The 19,092-nt window shown below is 64.7% G+C and carries 11 protein-coding genes; 5 read left to right on the top strand and 6 right to left on the bottom strand.

Going from position 1 to position 19,092, the window contains the following annotated elements:
- Nucleotides 1-22: 22 nt before the first annotated feature.
- The 5 genes from AC3ANW_RS11785 to AC3ANW_RS11765 are packed head-to-tail and all read right to left on the bottom strand — an operon-like array spanning nucleotide 23 to nucleotide 5,781.
- Nucleotides 23-3,337: a pilus assembly protein gene (locus AC3ANW_RS11785; protein WP_488341034.1), complete on the bottom strand. Its 3,315-nt coding sequence runs from the start codon at nucleotides 3,335-3,337 to the stop codon at nucleotides 23-25.
- Complete coding sequence (locus AC3ANW_RS11780; RefSeq protein ID WP_488341033.1) at nucleotides 3,337-3,921, bottom strand: pilus assembly PilX family protein; 585 nt, start codon at nucleotides 3,919-3,921, stop codon at nucleotides 3,337-3,339. Before AC3ANW_RS11780 ends, AC3ANW_RS11785 begins: the two co-directional genes overlap by 1 nt.
- Complete coding sequence (locus AC3ANW_RS11775; protein ID WP_488341032.1) at nucleotides 3,918-4,634, bottom strand: PilW family protein; 717 nt, start codon at nucleotides 4,632-4,634, stop codon at nucleotides 3,918-3,920. Before AC3ANW_RS11775 ends, AC3ANW_RS11780 begins: the two co-directional genes overlap by 4 nt.
- Nucleotides 4,631-5,227 (bottom strand): type IV pilus modification protein PilV, encoded by a 597-nt coding sequence (gene pilV / locus AC3ANW_RS11770; protein WP_488341031.1) that lies wholly within the window; start codon nucleotides 5,225-5,227, stop codon nucleotides 4,631-4,633. The genes AC3ANW_RS11775 and pilV overlap by 4 nt, the downstream gene beginning before the upstream one ends.
- A complete protein-coding gene (locus AC3ANW_RS11765; protein ID WP_488341030.1) occupies nucleotides 5,227-5,781 on the bottom strand; it encodes a GspH/FimT family pseudopilin in 555 nt (184 codons plus the stop codon). The genes pilV and AC3ANW_RS11765 overlap by 1 nt, the downstream gene beginning before the upstream one ends.
- A 274-nt stretch (nucleotides 5,782-6,055) precedes the next feature.
- Between AC3ANW_RS11765 and AC3ANW_RS11760 the strand changes: the two genes are divergently transcribed.
- Together AC3ANW_RS11760 and AC3ANW_RS11755 are read left to right on the top strand one after the other, a co-directional pair.
- Nucleotides 6,056-7,552 (top strand): Do family serine endopeptidase, encoded by a 1,497-nt coding sequence (locus tag AC3ANW_RS11760; protein ID WP_488341029.1) that lies wholly within the window; start codon nucleotides 6,056-6,058, stop codon nucleotides 7,550-7,552.
- A gap of 186 nt (nucleotides 7,553-7,738) precedes the next feature.
- The gene (locus AC3ANW_RS11755) at nucleotides 7,739-8,647 is read left to right on the top strand and encodes an SGNH/GDSL hydrolase family protein (RefSeq protein ID WP_488341028.1); all 909 of its coding nucleotides are present in this window, start codon (nucleotides 7,739-7,741) and stop codon (nucleotides 8,645-8,647) included.
- 165 nt (nucleotides 8,648-8,812) lie between these two features.
- On the opposite strand, the gene opgC is transcribed toward AC3ANW_RS11755, so the two are convergent.
- Nucleotides 8,813-9,940, bottom strand: a complete 1,128-nt coding sequence (opgC, locus tag AC3ANW_RS11750; protein ID WP_488341027.1) for an OpgC domain-containing protein — start codon at nucleotides 9,938-9,940, stop codon at nucleotides 8,813-8,815.
- A gap of 145 nt (nucleotides 9,941-10,085) precedes the next feature.
- On the opposite strand from opgC, the gene AC3ANW_RS11745 reads away from it, so the two are divergent.
- Genes AC3ANW_RS11745 through pbpC form a run of 3 tightly spaced genes read left to right on the top strand, consistent with a single transcriptional unit; the run spans nucleotide 10,086 to nucleotide 19,007 of the window.
- Entirely contained in the window at nucleotides 10,086-16,058 is a 5,973-nt protein-coding gene (locus AC3ANW_RS11745; RefSeq protein WP_488345412.1) for an alpha-2-macroglobulin family protein, read from the top strand.
- A gap of 56 nt (nucleotides 16,059-16,114) precedes the next feature.
- Entirely contained in the window at nucleotides 16,115-16,870 is a 756-nt protein-coding gene (locus AC3ANW_RS11740; protein WP_488341026.1) for a DUF817 domain-containing protein, read from the top strand.
- The gene (pbpC, locus tag AC3ANW_RS11735; protein ID WP_488341025.1) at nucleotides 16,857-19,007 is read left to right on the top strand and encodes a penicillin-binding protein 1C; all 2,151 of its coding nucleotides are present in this window, start codon (nucleotides 16,857-16,859) and stop codon (nucleotides 19,005-19,007) included. Before AC3ANW_RS11740 ends, pbpC begins: the two co-directional genes overlap by 14 nt.
- Nucleotides 19,008-19,092: the final 85 nt, after the last annotated feature.

The following is a 19,092-nucleotide window of genomic DNA, read 5'->3' as shown; positions in this document are numbered from 1 at the left end:
AAAAAAACGTGGGAAAGCTGATTTATCGAATCTGTTGCCAGGTCACCCGCGCGCCGACGGCGCCGCTGGCCGGGTTGTAGCCGCCGGTGGTGCCGGTGCCCGATGCCGTCTGCATCAGGTAGTTGGTGCGACCGCCGGCCGTCACGATGGAAGGCGTGCCGACGCCCTTGGTGGCGATGCCGCTCAGCACATAACTGGCGGTGCCGATGGTCACCGTGCCGAAGTTTCCGCTCGAGTCCGTGGTGAAGGAAGACTGCTTGAAGGCACCCCCGGAAGCCGGCGAGATGTTGATCAGCCAGCCGCTGTCGGTGGTGTCGTCGTTGCAGTTCAGCACGTTGGCGGCCGCCGGGATGGACGTCGACACCAGCAGCGCGCCGTTATAGAGGATGGGGCTGTAGATCACTTGCTCAGATGCCGTCGGCAGCAGGATGTACCAGCCGTATTTGGTGTTGGAGCCCGACGCAGCGCAATCGGACGATCCCTTCCAGCACACCGTGTTGCTCGACACCGCGCGTTGGGTGGTGGTGAAGGCGGTGATGGTCTGCGCCGTCAGCGTGCTTTCGCTGATCGTGTTGGTGCCGGTGAGCGCAGCGCGCAACGTGGCGCTCGACGTCTTGCTGTTCCAGCCCGAAGTCGCCGTGCCCATGTCCCAGTCCCAGATGCCGTAGAGGCGGTGGCTGCCGCTGGAGAAGGTCGCGGCGGCGGTGGCGGTCTGGGCGCTTTTGTATCCGGTTCCGAAACTGACGATCACCCGTGCGTTGCCGGTGTTGGCCGGCACGATGGCCACGGTCGGCCGGGTGGTGATCGGCAGGTTGCCGTTGGTGGTGAAAAGCGGGCTCGGAGTGGTGGCCGAACCGCCGTAGATCGACGTCGTCCAGGCCGTGGGCAGGTTGCTGGTCAGGTCGAAGCGCCAGAGGTTGCCCTTGATGTCACCCGCATATACATAATCGACCACATGGTCGCCGTCGAGGTCGGCAGGGGTGACATAGGAAATACCGTTCTTGGCAGAGCTGGTGCCGCTGTTGGTATTCAGGAAATAAACCGTCTGCACAGCGCTGACCGGATCAACCGTCACGACGTAGATGCCGGCCTTGCCATTGGTGCTGTCGAAACCATTACCGAAGACGTAACCCCACATGCCATTATGGAACCGGCGAATCTGCGGTTGGCCGTAGGTGCTTCCCAGATAATTCCCGCAGCTGGTCACGTTGGCGCAGGTGATGGATGAATCGGTGTAATCGGCCTTGACGATGGAAGCCGCATTTGCTTCGGTAAACCGGGTCGGGTCGGTGACATCCAGGGCATAGATTCCGTTGCCCCCGGCGCCCAGTCCACCGACCAGCCAGGTATGCCACGCACCCGCATAGAACAGATCGCCGGCATACGGAACGGCGTTCACGTGGTAGGCGTGTGAATAAAGCTTGTTGGCGTAGTCGATACCAGCCGTGGTGCTGTGGATGGCGGCAAACGTTTCGGCCGGCATATACGCCAGAACTTCCTTTCCGTCATTCGGATAGGTGCTGGTATTGATGAAGTTGCCGGCTGCGTCGTAGGCACCGGTGCGGAAGCCGTGGACAAAACCATCGTTGGCCCCGGTATAGACCACGTTCTGCCTGGTTTTTGCAGCGGTGACGAATGCGGAATATTTCTGCGCCGTCGCAGCATTCTCCGGAATGGTAATGCTGTTGGTCCTGTCGTTCCAGGTGTCCGAATAGCCGGCCGACGGTGGGCCGACCCATGCAGGGCCTGAATCGATAATGTCGCCCAACACACTGTCGCGGGTGCGGAAGCCGGTAGTGGCCGCGACTTCATTGGTCCGGTCGCCACGCAGGTAATTCACGCGGTTGGTATTCGATTGCGAGTCGCCGGCGTTGATCACGCCCTTCTGGGTGGAAGAAAGGCTTGCAAACTGGAAGGGTATGCCGCCCGGCGTGGTGCCGTTCAGCCCCCAGGTCAGCATGGTTCGTGCACTGGGTGCCTGCACGGTGACATTCACCGGATTATCGGTAGTGCTGCCCATGGTCAGGCAGGCGCCGCCGGTCAGCACACAAGCGGCATCCCAATTGGCGACCGGGTTGATGGCGACGAGATTGGTCGAAGTATCCAGGCTCAGGTTCTGGGACGTGAACTGGCCCGACCAGTTATCCTGTTTGTAGCCCGCGAGATAAACCTGCGAACCGGTTTTCACTTCGTTGCCTTGTTGGATATTCATGCCGGCCGCACTGGCCGACTTGGTGGCTGGCGTGGCCTTGAAACACATTACCTCGTGAATATTGTTTGCGCCGCCGGTCGAACCGGAAAAACCGAACTTGAGGGTGCTGGGCAGAGGACCGTTGGTGGCGGCGATCGACTGGTCCTTCATCACCTGCTGGTAGGTGCCGCCGTTATAGCTGTACGAAAGGCTGAGGTAATTGTCGCGGGTGATTTTCAGCTGGTAAGTGATCTGCTTGGCATTGGTGCGAAGTTTGGCACTGGGAAAAGACAGCGGGAGTTTGGTTGAATCGAGCGTGACCTGGCTTCCATCGATCAGGTTGTAGTTATATGGAATCGTGATGTTGGTGCTGGATGGATTATCGCCATTGGCGCTGTAATCCCAAACCTTTCCGGTGCTGCAGGTCTTCTGGACTGCAGCCTTGATCCGGTCGGCGGTATTGAGCTTGCTGGCCGGGTAATACTTGCTATAGCGACTGTCAGTATTCAGCACCGCCCAGGAAACGTCGCCGGCACCACGCAGGCCGATACGGTTCGGAACCCGCCCATTGGTGCCCGACCCGGTCGATGTGTTGTCCTGGTAATTCAGGAAATTCCCGTATTCGTCGATACCCAGGCCGAGGTAGGCGCCGACGAGCCCGTCATAGACCGCATTGCCGTTCGAGCATGAATATCCCAGGCTGCCGCCGAGGCCGCCGGCGGTCTTGACGTCCCGGGTGCCGTCCGTCAGGAAAAAGCTGATGCCATCCGCGCCATTACCTGCGTAGGTGATCGTGGAAAAAGTGATATTGATGCCGCTGCCTGCTGGAAATTCGTCTTTCCAGAGGATGGCGCCGGTCTGGTCTCCCGAGGCGTTGGTGAACCTTAATGCGCCGGAACCGGCGGGGTCGGGCATGGTTCCGGAAACACCGCCCACCTGCGTGACGTTTTTATAATCCTTTGCACCGCAGGCGGGAATGGATCCGTTTGCATCGCCGGCTGTGAGGCATGCCCCGTTCAGCGCAAGCCATTTCTTGCTGGCGCCGGCTCCGGTGAAATCCTCGCTGACGGTCAGGTTCTGCCCCTGGGCAGAATGCATGATGAAAATACTACCGACGGCCCAGGCCGCCACCGAAAAGAACCGCATCAAAGGCCTCCTGCGTCGATAATATTGCTCTTGAGTGCATAGACACTCTGGACTACCGCGACCGCGTCAGAACCACCACCTTGCCCCACGGCACTGACCTGATAAAGCTGAAGCGTTGCCGTCGGGTCGATGCCCAGCGAAGTGACATACCAGCGCGGGTTGGCCGCATATTGGTCGACCGTGCCCGAAGTCGAAACCGTCATATTGGGCGGGGTGTAATTGACGCCCAGTTCTGTTCCTCCGGATGTCTTCCAGGGAATCACCGAGATCACCGCCTGGGTACTGGTGGCGGTGTTACTCACCAGCGCGTTGGAACATACCCTTGCGTTGGCGGTACTCAAAGTGCTGGCGCAGGGCGAACCGGCACTGCCGTTACCCTGGGTCAACCACCATTCGGCATATTGGAGGGTGTTTTGCGCGGCATTGAATGCGCGTTGTTTGTCGCGGGTATTGTCGGCAATGCGCTCGAGTGAACCGAAATTGCGCATCATGCTGACCGCCAGCACACTCATGACCATCAGGATAATCAAGGCGGTCGCCAGCACGATGCCTTGTTGCGAGCCTTGGTTTCGGTACGCTTTCATGCTTGATTCATCAGGTTGATGACCCGTACGACACGGATCGGCTTGCTGCTGTCGAGCGGATTGGTGAACGCCAGGCTGACCTGGACGGATGCCACCGCCACCCAGTAATCGGTGGTCATGGAAGACGCCGGCAGGTATTGGTCGGCCGACTTGTCGCCGTCGAGATCCACGCCGTACAACACCGAGAAAGCGCTGATGCCCGACGCCAGAGGCAGGGCCGTCTGGCTACCGACCGCGCAACTGAGTTCGCCGCTGCTGCTGAGGCTGAAGGTGTTCACCGACGTCCCGCTGTTCACTGCCCCGTTGCAGTCCTGCATGAAATCCGAATTCGTGTTTCCGGTGGGAGATTGCACGTAGCGCACGCTCACGGTGTCTGTCGTGCTGCCCGAACCGCTGGTGCCGGTGATCGACTGGGCCGGCGAAGTGAACTGGGTCGTCGCGGGAAAAGCGCTGCTGACGGTCTGCGTCTGCGGGTTGTAGAAATACCCGGCGTGTTCGATCACCGTGACCAGCATGTTGACGGCCATGCGCTGGTCGTCCTGCAATTGTCCGAGGCCGGCCTGGGCGTTGAAGTTCTGGCGGGTGATGCCCATCACCACGGCGATGCCGCCCAGCAGGAAAGCGCCGATGCCCAGCGCGATCAGCGTCTCCAGCAGGGTGAAACCGGCGTGCCGGCGAAGGCCGGAGAAGGGGCGTCGAAACGTGCTTTTCATGGCTGCACCAGTGCGGTGAAGGCGGCAGACGCGGCCTGGTTGGTGCTGCTGTTCACGGTGGACTGGTTGGCCGCGATGTATGTTTCCGTCCAGGTGACGGTGATCGTGCAGGTGACCGGGTTCGGCGACGTCGAGGCACAGGTCACCGCGCCCTGGCCGCCCGGCAACTGCTGCAGGCTGGTGCCCCAGGTGCGGAGGTCGTGCGAAGCCATCTGAGTCGGCGTGCAGGCGGGCGGCGAAGTGTTGCTGGCGGAATAGGCGCAGTTGGCGGTTTCGGCCGACACGGCAGCGGGCGAGGATGTGACGGTCGGCGTGGCGCCGATGCTGCTGCTGCTGACACCGTAGCTGCCCGGCGCCAGGGTGTTCGATTGCCAGAACGCCTGATTGGCGTGCATGGCCGACGACAGGCTTCCGGCATAGATGGCTGCCAGCGCACGTGAGCCCGAAACCCGCGTATTGCCGATCGACAGCGCGTGGATCTTGGCGACACCCAGCAGGCCGACCGAAATAATCACCAGCGCCACCAGCACTTCCAGCAGGCTGAAGCCTCTGGCCGGGCGCGAACGGTTGACTGAAAAGAGGGTCGTGTCCATCAGCAGTTCCCGATGCCGGGTTTCAGTGGTGTCAGGCGACCCAGACGGCTGATCGACAGGCAGCGTTTCTGTGCTGCCGCATTGGTCGGAGGTGTCAGCGTCAGCATCACCGAGGCGGTCTGGTCCGCCAGAAAACCTTCCCGGTTGAAACGCAGCGCGACGGTGGTGTTGCTCGCGACGAAGGTGTTCCGGGATTCCAGTGGCCCCTGGACGGCGACCACGGTGTCGCCGGTGTCGAACGAGGCGCTGTTGTTCAAGTCCACAAAGGCCACCCAGCCGACCTGCCAGTTGGCCGCAGTGGCGCAGGTGGGCGAGGGCACACCGCTGGTGGTGGCGGTGCTGTTGGCCGATGCGCAGACCGTGACACTCAAGCCGCGCCGGATGGCCTCGCTGCGCGCGAACTGAAGCGTGCCGACCAGCGCGTTCATGTCACTGGAAACCCGGGTGCTATTGATGACGAAACGGTAAGAGGGAACGGCTATGGCGGCGAGGATGGAAACGATGGCGATGCTGACGATGACTTCGATGAGGGTGAACCCCTTTTCCTCGCGCATAAAACCTTTGCAAGCATGAAACCGTCGATCGGTGCCGGCCGGTGGGCCTGTGTTGCCAGGACTCCGGCGGCACTTTTTACCTACGCAGCAAAGCGCCGATCCGTTTCACGCGGATGTTGCGCAGTGCCCTAACGGTGACGATTATTTCAGATCAATACAAAAATTAGGTTGCAGTCCGACTGCACCTGCATCGAATTTCTAAGGAAGGCCTAAGCAATCGTGATCAGCATCACGCCTGTCGCGCCATGTCGGCGTCCTACGGAGTTCAAAAGCCATGCCGTCACCTGACAACCTTCTTCGTTCGCCCACACGCCTGGTGGTGGCCCTGCTGGCCGCCGGCGCCATCGGCGGTGCCGGTGTCTCCGCGGTCGGTGCGTTGCACACACGCAGCGCCGCCCAACCCGCACCGGCCGTGCTGGCCGCCGCACCCGGCGCTTCCATCGCACTGCCAGACTTCTCGACCATCACCAAACGCTACGGCCCGGCCGTTGTCAACATCAGCGTGATCGGCACCACCAAGGTTTCCGACACCTCGGGCGGTGACGATGGGGCACCCACGGATCCCTTCTTCGAATTCTTCAAGCGTTTCCAGGAGCAACAGCAAGGACAGGCGCCCGGCCGAAAGGCCCGCCCGCACATCCAGCAGATGCGTGGTGAAGGCTCCGGTTTCATCGTCAGCCACGATGGCATCATTCTCACCAACGCCCATGTGGTGAAGGATGCGAATGAAGTCACGGTCAAGCTGACCGACCGCCGCGAATACCGCGCCAAGGTGCTGGGCAGCGACCCCAAGACCGATATCGCCGTGCTGAAGATCGACGGCAAGGATCTGCCGGTCGTGACGATGGGTAGCACCGCCGACCTGCAGGTCGGTGAGTGGGTTCTGGCCATCGGCTCGCCGTTCGGTTTTGAAAACACGGTCACTGCCGGGGTGGTCAGCGCAAAGAACCGGGCCCTGCCGGACGACAGTTCGGTGCCGTTCATCCAGACCGATGTGGCGGTGAACCCCGGCAATTCAGGCGGTCCGCTGTTCAACGCCCGGGGCGAGGTGGTCGGCATCAATTCGCAGATCTACAGCCGTACCGGCGGTTACCAGGGTGTGTCGTTCGCCATTCCGATCGACCTTGCCAGCAAGATCGAGCAGCAAATCGTGGCGCACGGGAAGGTAGAACACGCCAAGCTGGGTGTCGTGGTGCAGGAGGTCAACCAGGCGCTGGCTGACTCGTTCAAGCTCGAATCGCCCGAAGGTGCACTGGTGTCCAGCGTCGAGAAGGGTGGGGCGGCCGACAAGGCAGGCCTTGAATCCGGCGACGTGATCCGCAAGGTCGACGGCAAACCGGTGGTGTCGTCCGCCGACCTGCCGGCCGCCATCGCCCTCGCCGCGCCTGGCGACAAGGTGAAACTGGAAGTCTGGCGCAAGGGCGGCAACCGCGAGGTGACTGCGACACTGGCGAATGTTTCCGACAAACAGGCTGCTGTTGCGTCCGACGGTTCGGCCCCGGGCCAGGGGAAGTTGGGGCTCGCACTCCGCCCGTTGCAGGCAGATGAAAAAGCCGAGTCCGGCATTGCAGCCGGGCTGCTCATCGAAGACGCCAGCGGACCCGCAGAAGTGGCTGGTGTGCAGGCCGGAGACGTGCTCCTGGCCGTCAACGGCACGCCCGCCAGAAGCGTTGAGCAGGTCCGTAACGTGGTTGCTGGTGCAGGCAAGTCAGTGGCATTGCTGATCCAGAGGGGCGAAGAAAAAATCTTCGTGCCGGTCAGGGTCGGTTGAACAGGCGGCTGCCGTGGAGGGTTGTTTCGGGTAAATACCGCTCCCGGTGGCTGCTTCTGCCCTGACGATGCAGCCCTGGCACGTTTTGTGAATCGCTCCACGTTTCCGGTCGTAAGCCGATGTCAGCCGGGGAACTTACCTAGCCGACCTGGTCAAAACCGCTTCGCTCCACTCTGAAAAGACGCCATGCAGATTCGACGCCTCGCTCGCCGCACCTTGAAACGCATCGCCCCGCTGTCCCTCGCCGTGGCGGGTCTGGCGGCGGCGAACGGGTCGGCGGCGGCTGGCCTTTTCGAAGCAGACAGCCTTGGCATGTCGTCGATGAATCCGCTGTCGCGGGTGATTCCGGGCCCGCAGGTTCGCTGGCAGTCGAGCATGGCGGCTTTCGCTGCCTCCGACCGTGAAAGGGCACCTGCGACCGACGGGGTGCTTTTCGTCGGCAGTTCCACCATTCGGATGTGGTCGCATCTTGCGGACGATTTCCGCAGCCTGCCGGTCATCAACCGCGGCTTCGGCGGTTCGACGATGGCCGATTGCCAATATTTCGCCCGTCAGCTGGTGCTGCAGTACAAACCCAAGCAGGTGCTGGTCTACGCCGGCGATAACGACCTGGCAGAAGGCCGCAGTCCACAACAGGTGCTGGAGAGCTTCAAGGGTTTTGTAGAAACTGTGCGTGGCGAAATGCCGAATGTGCGCATTTCGTACATCTCCATCAAGCCGAGTCCGTCGCGCGCTTCGCTGATGCCCAGGATTCGTGAAGCAAACGGGCTCCTGTCGGCATATGTCAAGTCGCTTCCGAATGCGGCCTATATCGACGTCTTCACCGCCATGCTCGACAGCAGCGGCGCGCCGCGCACCGAACTGTTCGGGCCGGACCGCCTGCACATGAATGACTCGGGTTATGCGCTCTGGACCGCCATCGTTGGCTCGCATGTCATGCCGCCGGCGGGCGAGGTCGGCGTGCCATTGCTCTCGGCGCAGTTGCCGGCGACTTTGGGAACACCGGTTTCTGCTGCGCCGCAGCCGTTGGCCAACGCAGCGCCAGTCGTCGTGCATGCGCCGCTGAACACGATGAAGGCGGTTTACCGACCTTGACCGCCGGGCGGCCGTTTGCCGCCGTGTTTGGTGAGTTTCTCGGTCCATGTCCGTAATGAACGGGACATGCCCAACGCGGTGGCCAGGCCTTGAGGGCTGGCAAACCCTCAGGCGCCGTCGACTCGACCTGCGGCCCGGCTTCGACCAACTAAATTCTCGGCCTGTCTATTCCTGCGGTTTGTCGATCCACAAACTGACCCGCGCCACCACATACAGGGCCACGAAACAGAAGATCAGCAGCAGCGAATCCAGCCACCAGGGCCGGTCGAATCTGGCGCCGAACAGGGTGAGGGTCAGCAGCACGATCACCAGATGTGCGCAGAACACCGGCAGAGACGCCTTGCCGAGGGTCTCCAGGTAATGCTGGCGCGGCAACCGGCGGGTAAGGGCGGGGCCGAAACGGATGGTGAGGATGGTCAGCGCGAACAGGTCCAGCAGGCGCAGCGGGCCGAGCATCCACTTGTCGAACAGCATGTTGAGCTTTTCGTTGGCCTCGAACGGCGCCTGGCCGACCTTGTGGCGCCACACCATGCAGGTCACGCCGACAAACACCGCAGCCACCAGCACCATGTTCGGAAACCGGAATGGCGGCGCCTTGGGGTCGTTGCGGCTGGCGCCCATCCACAAGCCCATCATCCAGAGGAACTGCCAGCCGTAGGTGGCGAAGGACCCGGTCTCGTGGAAGGGAACCGGCATCGGCACGAAAGCCGAAGTCGCGTCGTAGATCCATTCGCCGAGGCCGAACTGCGCCAGCACCCACAGCAGAGCGCTGACGATCATCACCGGCGCCCATCCGTGCCGCAGGGCCAGGGCCAGCACCCACGGGCTGACCAGCATGAACAACACATAGAGCGGCAGGATGTCCAGCAGCGGCGGTTCGTAGATCAGCAGCAGGCCCGACACCAGGGCGACGAACGGTCGCTGCAGGTAGAAGGACATCAGGTCGGTCACGGCGGTCTGCTCGACCTTCACGCCGATGAAGGCGATGACGGTGAACAGGAAAGCCAGGGTGGCGGCCTGGCACCAGTACACCTTCAGCGCCCGTTTCCAGAACGCTACCTCCATCTCGCCGACGCTCTTGCGCCAGGCGAGCCGGCCGTAGACCAGGCCCGCCATATAGGCCGAAAGCAACACGAAACCCTCGGCCGCCGACACGAAACCGAAGGGCTGGCCCAGCGGCGTGGTCAACCGCGTGGGCAGGTGCGTGAGGGTCATCAGCACCAGCATCAGGCCGCGCAGGGCGTCTATTTCCCAGCGGCGGCTGGAGTTGGCTGGCGGAGCGGCAGGCGGCATTGGCGGGCGGAATTCGGCGAGGACGCGATTGTCGCAGCGTCCAGCTGACGAACGGTTCGAGGGTCTTGTGGATTTGCGGGTAGGCTTTCGGCTCCATAAAAACAGGAGGCGCCCCGTGCAATCCAGCCGATTCTTGATCCGGGCCATGACCCTTGGGTTTCTGTTGGTTGCTGCGGGTGCGGCCCAGGCGTTGAAGGTCGGCAGCTTTTCGCCCCAGGGCGAGGTGGCGCGTATACGGCAGGTGACCGCCACTTTCGACGGCCCGGCGGTGAAGTTCGGCGATGCGGCCGCAGCCGCTCCGCTGGTCCTCCAATGCGAAGGCGGTGGCACTCCGGCGATCACCGGCCGCTGGCTGAGCGACCGGCGCTGGGTTTTCGACTTCGCCGAAGACCTCGGCCCGGGCCAGCGCTGCACGGCGGTTGCCAAACCTGATTTCCGCTCGCCATCGGGCGATGCCTTGTCCGCGCCACTGAGCTTCAAGTTCAACACCGGCGGGCCGGCGGTGACCGACATCCAGCCGGGCGCGCATGAGCGTATCGACGAACAGCAGATTTTCATCCTGAGGCTGACCGGTGCAGCCACCACCGAAAGCCTGCTGGCCAACCTGTGGTGTTCGGTCGAAGGCATCGGCGAACGTGTGCCGGTGCGTCTGATCGACGGCGCACAACGCCAGGCCTTGTTGAAGACCCGGTATTTCGCCAAGGAGGCCGATGCCGCGCCGCTGCGTTTCCCGACCGTGGCCTGCAACCGCACCCTGCCGCCAGCGGCACATGTGAGCCTGGTGTTCGGGAAGGGCGTCGCAACGCCGAGCGGAATCGCCAACAGCGTCGAGAAACGCTGGCAATACCAGGTCCGCGATCCCTTCCAGGCTACCTTCGGCTGCGAACGTGAGAACGCCCAGGCAGCCTGCATGCCGATCCGGCCGCTGACACTGCAGTTCAACGCATCGGTCAACCGCAAGCTGGCCGCGCAGATCAGGCTGAAGCCCGAAAGCGGTGCCGCCATGGCACCCACCTTCGACGAAGCCGAGGCACCGGACGACAGTGTGGTCGAGTCCCTCAAATTTCCCGGACCCTTCGGCGAACGCGCTGTTTTCACGCTGCAGCTGCCTGCCGACATGCAGGATGCCGACGGTCGCAAGCTGAAGAACGCCGCTGCGTTTCCCCTGAAGGTGTCGACCGGCCCGCTGCCGCCACTTGCCAAGTTTCCGGCTTCGGCGTTCGGCATCATCGAAAGGTTCGCCGAGCCGGACGGCGAGAAGACCGGCAAGGCGATGCTGCCGGTCACGCTGCGCAACGTGGAGGCCTCGCTCGGCGTGAAGGGACTGGCGCCCGGCCGGCCGGCCAGCCAGGGCACCGTGACCGATCTGCGGCCGCAATCCGACGCGGACATCATCGGCTGGCTGGCCAAGGTGCAGCGTTACGACGAGACCACGGTCGATCGAAAGCAGGCGGCACGTGATGTGTCAGGCCCCTTGCCGCCCAAGGTGCAGGACATCGACGGCGTCGAGTCGCGCAGCGTGTCGCTGCTGGCCGGTCGTCCGGGCGTTCAGGCTCTGGCCTTGCCGCAGCCGGCGGAACAGAGCGACCCGCGACCGTTCGAAGTCATCGGCATTCCGCTCGATCCCGGTTTCCATGTGGTCGAGATCGCCTCGCCGCGGCTGGGTGCGGCCCTGCTGGACCAACGTTACGGAGCCGACCGGCCGATGTATGTCCGCACCACCGCGCTGGTCACCAACCTGGGTGTGCACTTCAAGCTCGGCCGCGAAAATGCGCTGGCCTGGGTGACCACCCTCGACAAGGGACGGCCGGTGGCCGACGCCGTGGTGCGGGTGTCAGACTGCAGCGGCAAGGAAGTGGCGCAGGCCCGCACCGACGGATCGGGTATCGCGCGGTTCGAAAACTTGTCGCCGCAGCCCGGCCAGTGCGCGAAGAACGGCGACGCCTGGGCCTACCGCCGCGCCTATTTCGTGAGCGCCCGGGCCCGGGTGGCGGGTGCCGACGACATGAGTTTTGTCTGGAGCGATTCCAGCCGGGGCATCGAGCCCTGGCGCTTCAACGTGCCGACCAGCAGCGCCGCCTTGCCCGACCTGCGCGCCCACACGGTGTTCGACCGGACGCTGCTGCGGGCCGGCGAAACCGTGTCGATGAAACATTACATGCGCAGCGAATCACTCGCCGGTTTCGGTGTGCCCGCGTTGCTGCCGGCCAAGGTGGTCATCACCCATGACGGCAGCGGGCAGGAATATTCGCAGCCGCTCACCTGGCGCACTACCGGCACCGGCGGCCGCAGCGCCGAAAGCAGCCTGAGCCTGCCGCCCGCCGCAAAGCTCGGCAGCTACAGCGTCAACCTGGTCTATGAAAAGACGGCGCAGGGCGGCCGGGACTACGCCGAGAACGACCCGACCCGCGGCCTGGTGCTCTCCACCGGCAATTTCCGGGTGGAAGAGTTCCGCCTGCCGGTTCTCTCGGGTCGCATCGGACCCGCGGACAGCAAACCTCTGGTGCATGTCGACACGGTGCCCACGCAGTTGCAGGTGAGTTATGTCGCCGGCGGCGGTGCGGCCAACCTGCCGGTGCGGGTGTCCGCCGTGGTTCGGGGCAAGGCGTTGAGTTTTCCGGATTTCGACGGTTTCAGCTTCGACGCGCCGAGACAGCGCCGCAGCGGACCTGCGGGCGAAGACGAACAGAACGGCGAGGAAACCCCTCAGGCTGCAGACGATGCGCGGGTCGTCGCCGACAAGCTGCCGGTGACACTCGACCGCAACGGCGCCGGCAAGGTCAGCATCGCCAACCTGCCGGCCGCCACCCAGCCGCGTGAGCTGCTGCTCGAGGCGCTGTATGCAGACCCCAACGGTGAACTGCAGACCCTGCGCAGCACCAGCACCTTGTGGCCGGCATCGGTCATCGCGGGCATCAAGACCGAAGGCTGGGTGTCGACCGCCAGGACCATGAAGTTCCAGGCACTGGCCCTGGGTCTGGATGGCAAACCACGCGCGGGTGTGGCGTTGTCGGTGAAGGCCACCGCGCGTATCACCACCAGCAGCCGGAAACGGATGGTCGGCGGCTTCTACACCTACGACAACCAGACCGAGACCAAGGACCTGGGAGAAGTCTGCAGCGGCAAGAGCGACGACCGCGGCCTGCTGGGCTGCGAGGCCGACCTGAAGCAGGCGGGCGAGGTCGAGCTGGTGGTGACGGCCAAGGATGGCTCGGGCAACAGCATCCAGGCCGCCGGTTCGGTTTACGTCACCAGGCAGGGCGAGTTGTGGTTCGGCGGCGAAGACAACGATCGCATCGATGTGCTGCCCGAAAAAAAGACCTACCAGCCTGGCGAAACCGCGAAATTGCAGGTGCGCATGCCCTTCCGGTTCGCCACCGCGCTGGTGTCTATCGAACGCGAAGGCATCGTCGAGACCCAGGTGGTCCAACTCAACGGCCAGGACCCGACGCTGCAGGTCAAGGTGAAGGAAGGCTGGGGGCCGAACGTCTACATCAGCGTGCTGGCCCTGCGCGGCCGGCTGCGCGAGGTGCCGTGGTACAGCTTCTTCACCTGGGGCTACCGGGCACCGCGTGAATGGTGGTCGGCGTTCCGTTTCGAGGGCCGCGACTGGGTGGCGCCCACGGCGTTGGTCGACCTGAGCAAACCGGCCTTCCGGTTCGGCATGGCCGAGATCAAGGTAGGCACCCAGGCCCACAGGATCGACGTCCAGGTGGCGGCGGACAAAACGAGCTATGCCGTGCGTGGCAAGGCAATGGTCACCGTCACCGGCAAACTGCCTGACGGCAAGCCGGCGGCAGGTGCCGAAGTGGCGTTGGCAGCGGTCGACCAGGCACTGCTCGAACTGATGCCCAACGACAGCTGGAACATCCTCGACGCCATGCTGCAGCGCCGCGCCTGGGGCGTGCAGATGTCCACGGCGCAGATGGACATCGTCGGCCGCCGCCATTTCGGCCGCAAGGCGGTGCCGGCGGGCGGCGGTGGCGGACATGCATCAAGCCGAGAACTGCTCGACACACTGTTGCTGTGGAACCCCCGTGTGGTGCTGGACGCTCAGGGAAGGGCGACGGTCGAGGTGCCGCTGAACGATGCGCTAACCAGCTTCCGCATCGTCGCCGTGGCGGATGCCGGCACCGGGCTTTTCGGCACCGGCCAGACCACCATCCGCGCGACCCAGGACCTGCAGATCATCAGCGGCCTGCCGCCCCTGGTACGCGAGGGCGACCGCTTCCGGGCGCAGGTCACGCTGCGCAACACCACCAGCCGCGCCATGAAGGTCGAGGCCACGGCCAAGGCGCCGCCGCTGGAACTGCCCGCGCAGACGGTGGATATCCCGCCCAACGAAGCGCGCGAGATCTTCTGGGAGGCGATCGCACCCGAACAGCAGGCGGCGGCGCGCACCGAATCCCTGCAGTGGGATATCGCGGTGCGTGAAACCTCCGGCGCCGCGCCGGCCCGCGATGCACTCAGGGTGCGGCAGCGTCTGGTGCCGGCCGTGCCGGTGACGGTGCAGCAGGCGACCATGCAGCAGCTCGACGGCAGGTTCACCCTCGACGTGGCGGCGCCTGCAGGTGCGTTGCCGGCCCTGGGTGCAAAACGCGGCGGCCTCAAGCTGTCGCTGCAACCGCGACTGGCCGAAGGCCTGCCGGCGGTCCGTGACTGGTTTGCCAACTACCCCTTCGCCTGCCTGGAGCAGAAGACCAGCAAGGCCGTCGGCCTGGCGGACGGCGCCATGTGGAAGTCGGTGGCCGCCGCGTTGCCCACCTATCTCGACAGCGATGGCCTGGCGAGCTACTTTCCACCGCGTGAGGAGCAGGGCGCTCGGGGTAGCGACACCCTGACCGCCTACGTGCTGTCCGCCACCCACGAAGCCTCTGCCATGCACCCCGAGTTCGCGCTGCCGGCCGAATCGCGCGATGCCATGCTGAACGGCCTGGCTGCGTTCGTCGAAGGGCGTATCCAGCGTGATTTCTGGAGTCCGCAGAAAGACCTGGACGTTCGCAAGCTCGCGGCACTTGAGGCACTGTCACGCTACGGGCGGGCGCAGGGCCGGCAGTTGGGCAGCATCACCGTCAGTCCCAACCAGTGGCCTACCCATGCGGTGATCGACTGGCTGAACATCCTGCGGCGGGTGACCGACATACCCCAGCGTGCCGAGCGGCTGGCCGAGGCCCAGCAGGTTCTGCGGGCACGCCTTTCCTACCAGGGCACCCGGCTGGTCTTCAGCACCGAACGCGACGACTACTGGTGGTGGCTGATGGCAAATGGGGACGCCAACAGCGCCAAGCTGATGCTGGCGGTGATGGACGATCCGGCCTGGAATGACGACCTGCCGAAGATCGCCACCGGTTTCATCGCACGCCAGAAGAACGGTGCCTGGCAGACCACCACCGCCAATCTGTGGGGCGGCCTCGCGCTGGAGCGGTTCTCCGCCCGGTTCGAATCCACCCCCGTCGCCGGCACCACCCGCGCCAGCCTGGGCGGCGTGGCCGCTGCAGTCGACTGGAGCAAGGTCGAAAAGGCCGCGAACGGCGAGCGCCGCAACAACGACATGTTCCTGCCCTGGCCTGCTGCAAACGGCAGCGGCACCCTCGAAGCCAGCCAGCAGGGCAGTGGCAAGCCCTGGCTCACCGTGCAGTCGCTGGCCGCGGTGCCGCGCACCCAGCCTTTCTCCGCTGGCTACACCGTGAAGAAGACGGTCACGCCTGTCGAGCAGGCAATCAAAGGCGTGCTCACCCGCGGCGACGTGCTGCGCGTGACCCTCGAAGTCGATGCATCCGCCGACATGACCTGGGTCGCCCTGACCGACCCGGTGCCCGGCGGCGCGACCATCCTCGGCAGCGGTCTGGGCCGTGATTCGCAGATCGCCACGCAGGGCGAGAAGAAGGGCGGTTCGGGCTTCGACGCTGCCACGCCGGCCTATGAAGAGAAGGGCTTCGAGTCCTGGCGCGCGTATTACGAATACGTGCCCAAGGGCCGGTTCAAGGTCGAATACACCGTCCGCCTGAACAATGTCGGTGCGTTCTCCATGCCGGCCACCCGGGTCGAGGCCCTGTATGCGCCGGAGATGTTCGGCGAGACGCCCAACGCCCGCATGCAGGTAGAGGCCACGCGATAGACACCGCCCTGCGATCTGCGCGGGGTCGCTCGGCCGCCGCCGCTTTCGAGCTGCTGATGTTCGGCTGGAAAGAGGCCCGCGCCTGCCTTTTTGCCGGGCTGCTCTTCGTGGCGGTGGTGCTGGTCCCGCGTGGCGGCCTCTTCGGCTTGGCGCGCTACGACGTGCTGCTGGCGATCGCCCTGGGCATACAGGCATGGATGCTGGCTACCGGGCGGGAGACCTGGGACGAACTGAAGGCCGTATCGTTGTTCCACCTGCTGGGTTTCATGCTGGAAGTGTTCAAGACTTCGTCCTCCATCCACTCGTGGGCCTACCCGCAACCTGCCTGGTCGAAGGTGCTGGGCGTACCGCTGTTCGCGGGGTTCATGTATGCCGCTGTCGGCAGCTACATCATCCAGGCTTGGCGTGCGCTCGACATGCGGATCGAGCACCATCCGCCGTACCTGCTGGCGGGTGTGGTCGCGGCCTGTATCTACCTGAACTTCTTCACCCACCATTTCATCGGCGACTACCGCGGGTATCTGGCGGCCGCCGCATTGGGACTCTATGCGCGGGCGACCATCGTCTTCAGGCCGTGGCGGGTCGACCGCCGCATGCCGCTTTCGATGGGCCTGGTGCTGGTGGGTTTGTTCCTATGGCTGGCAGAAAACATGGGCACCTTCTTCGGCCTGTGGGCCTACCCCCACCAGCGGGTGGTCTGGGCCGCCGTGCACGTGCAGAAGTGGCCCGCCTGGAGCCTGCTGGTGCTGATGAGTTTCACCATCGTGACCAACCTCAAACACATTAAGGCGACGGTGCATGTGCCTGCGTAGCCTTCTGTCCGGGCTGGGGCTTGCCGCCGGACTCTGCCTGTCGCCCGCGGCCCAGGCCTTGCCCACGTTCGACGAGCTGCGGCGCGACTGGCGGCCGTCCGACACCCGCGTCGTGGCACCGGACGGCGAGCTGCTGCAGCGGGTGCGTACCGACATGCAGGTGCGGCGCGGTGACTGGACGGCGCTGGCCGATGTGTCGCCGGCACTGCGTTCCGCGCTGGTGCTGTCGGAAGACCGGCGGTTCTACGAACACAGCGGTGTCGACTGGCGGGCCGTGTCGGCTGCGGCCTGGGGCAACCTGTGGAACACCCGCACGCGGGGTGCCTCGACCATCACCATGCAACTGGCCGGCCTGCTGGACGACAGCCTGCGGCGCGGCGGCGGACGGGGCATGTTGCAGAAGATCGGGCAGGCGGCGACCGCCGAACAGCTGGAGCACAGCTGGCGCAAGGACCAGATCCTGGAGGCCTACCTCAATACCGTGCCCTTCCGGGGCGAGATCGTCGGCATCGACGCCCTGTCCCGCACCCTGTTCGGCAAGGCACCGCAAGGGCTCGACGAACGTGAATCCGCACTGGCTGCGGCCCTGGTGCGCTCACCCAACGCCGGCCGCGCGGCGGTAGCCCGGCGCGCCTGCGACGTGATGCAGCAGTCCTCGCCCGGCAGCAAGCCGGATTGCATCGCGCTGGACATGTTCGCCGAGGGCGCGCTGAAACAAAAGGCATTCGCGGCCGAAGACGGCATCGCGCCGCACCTCGCCCGCCAGGCGCTGCGCCAGGCAGGCGCGGACGCCGGCCCGGTGGTGCGCACCACGGTGTCGGCGCCGCTGCAGCGTTTTGCCCGCCAGACCCTCCTGCAGCAATTGCGCGAGCTGAAAGGTCGCAACGTGGAAGACGGCGCGGTGGTGGTGCTGGACAACCGCAGCGGGGAGGTTCTGGCCTGGGTGGGTTCGTCGGGCGAGCTCAGTCAGGCGGCCGAGGTGGACGGCGTGCTGGCGCGTCGACAGGCCGGTTCCACCCTCAAGCCCTTTCTGTATGGCGAGGCGATTGCCGAACGCCGGCTGACCGCCGCATCGCTGGTGCTCGATTCGCCCGAGCAGATCCCGACCGCCGGCGGCCTTTACATACCGCAGAACTACGACCGGCGTTTCAAGGGCCATGTGTCGGTGCGCACCGCGCTGGCGGCATCGCTCAACGTGCCGGCGGTGCGCACGCTGGTCATGGTCTCGCCGGACGCCTTCTTCAACCAGCTGCACGCGGCCGGCCTGGAGCTGCGCGAGTCCGGCGGCTATTACGGGTACAGCCTGGCGCTGGGCAGCGCCGAGGTGTCGCTGCTGCAACTGACCAACGCCTATCGCACGCTGGCCAACGGCGGCCTGGCATCGCCCACACACATGCTGGCGGGGCAGGGCGCGTCGACGCCGACGCCGGTCCGTGCGATGGACGCCGGTGCGGCCTTCATCGTGGGCGACATGCTGTCCGACCGCAACGCCCGTGCCCGCACCTTCGGCACCGACAGCCTGCTGGCCACCCGCTTCTGGACGGCGGTGAAGACCGGCACCAGCAAGGACATGCGAGACAACTGGGCGGTCGGCTGGTCGCAGCGCTACACGGTCGGTGTCTGGGTCGGCAATGCGGGCGGCGGCGCGATGTGGGATGTCAGCGGTGTTTCGGGCGCCGCACCGATCTGGGCTGCGGTGATGAACTACCTGCACCGCTCACGGCCCGGTCGTCCGCCGCAGCCGCCGGCCGGCCTGGTGCAGCAGGCGGTGCATTTCGGACCGGGACTGGAGGCCGACCGTTCCGAATGGTTCCTGGCCGGAACCCAGCAGAAGGTGTTCGCGCTTGCCGACGACGGTGCCAGCGCGAAGGACGCCACGCCCCGCATCTTGTCGCCGACGGCCGGCACCATCGTCGCGCTGGACCCGGACATTCCGCCCGCCCACCAGCGGCTCAGCCTCCAGGCCACGGGCGAAGATACGCTGCAGTGGCGCATCGACGGCAAGCCGCTGGGCCGCGGTGCCAGGCAGCAGTGGCTGCCCTGGCCCGGTCGGCACCGGATCAGTGTGGCAGACCGAACCGGCCGCGAAATGGATGCGGTCCAGGTAGAGGTGCGGGGAGCCGGCGTAAGGCCCTGAAACCACGGCGGGATGGTCGCGCGAACATTGCTCCACCTGAAAGCGCTGGTATTCACGGTGTGCAGGTGTTGCGACCTTATTAAGA

The sequence above is a fragment of the Xylophilus sp. PBN-3R genome (assembly GCF_057747805.1).
This window is presented reverse-complemented; position numbering and strand designations above follow the sequence as displayed.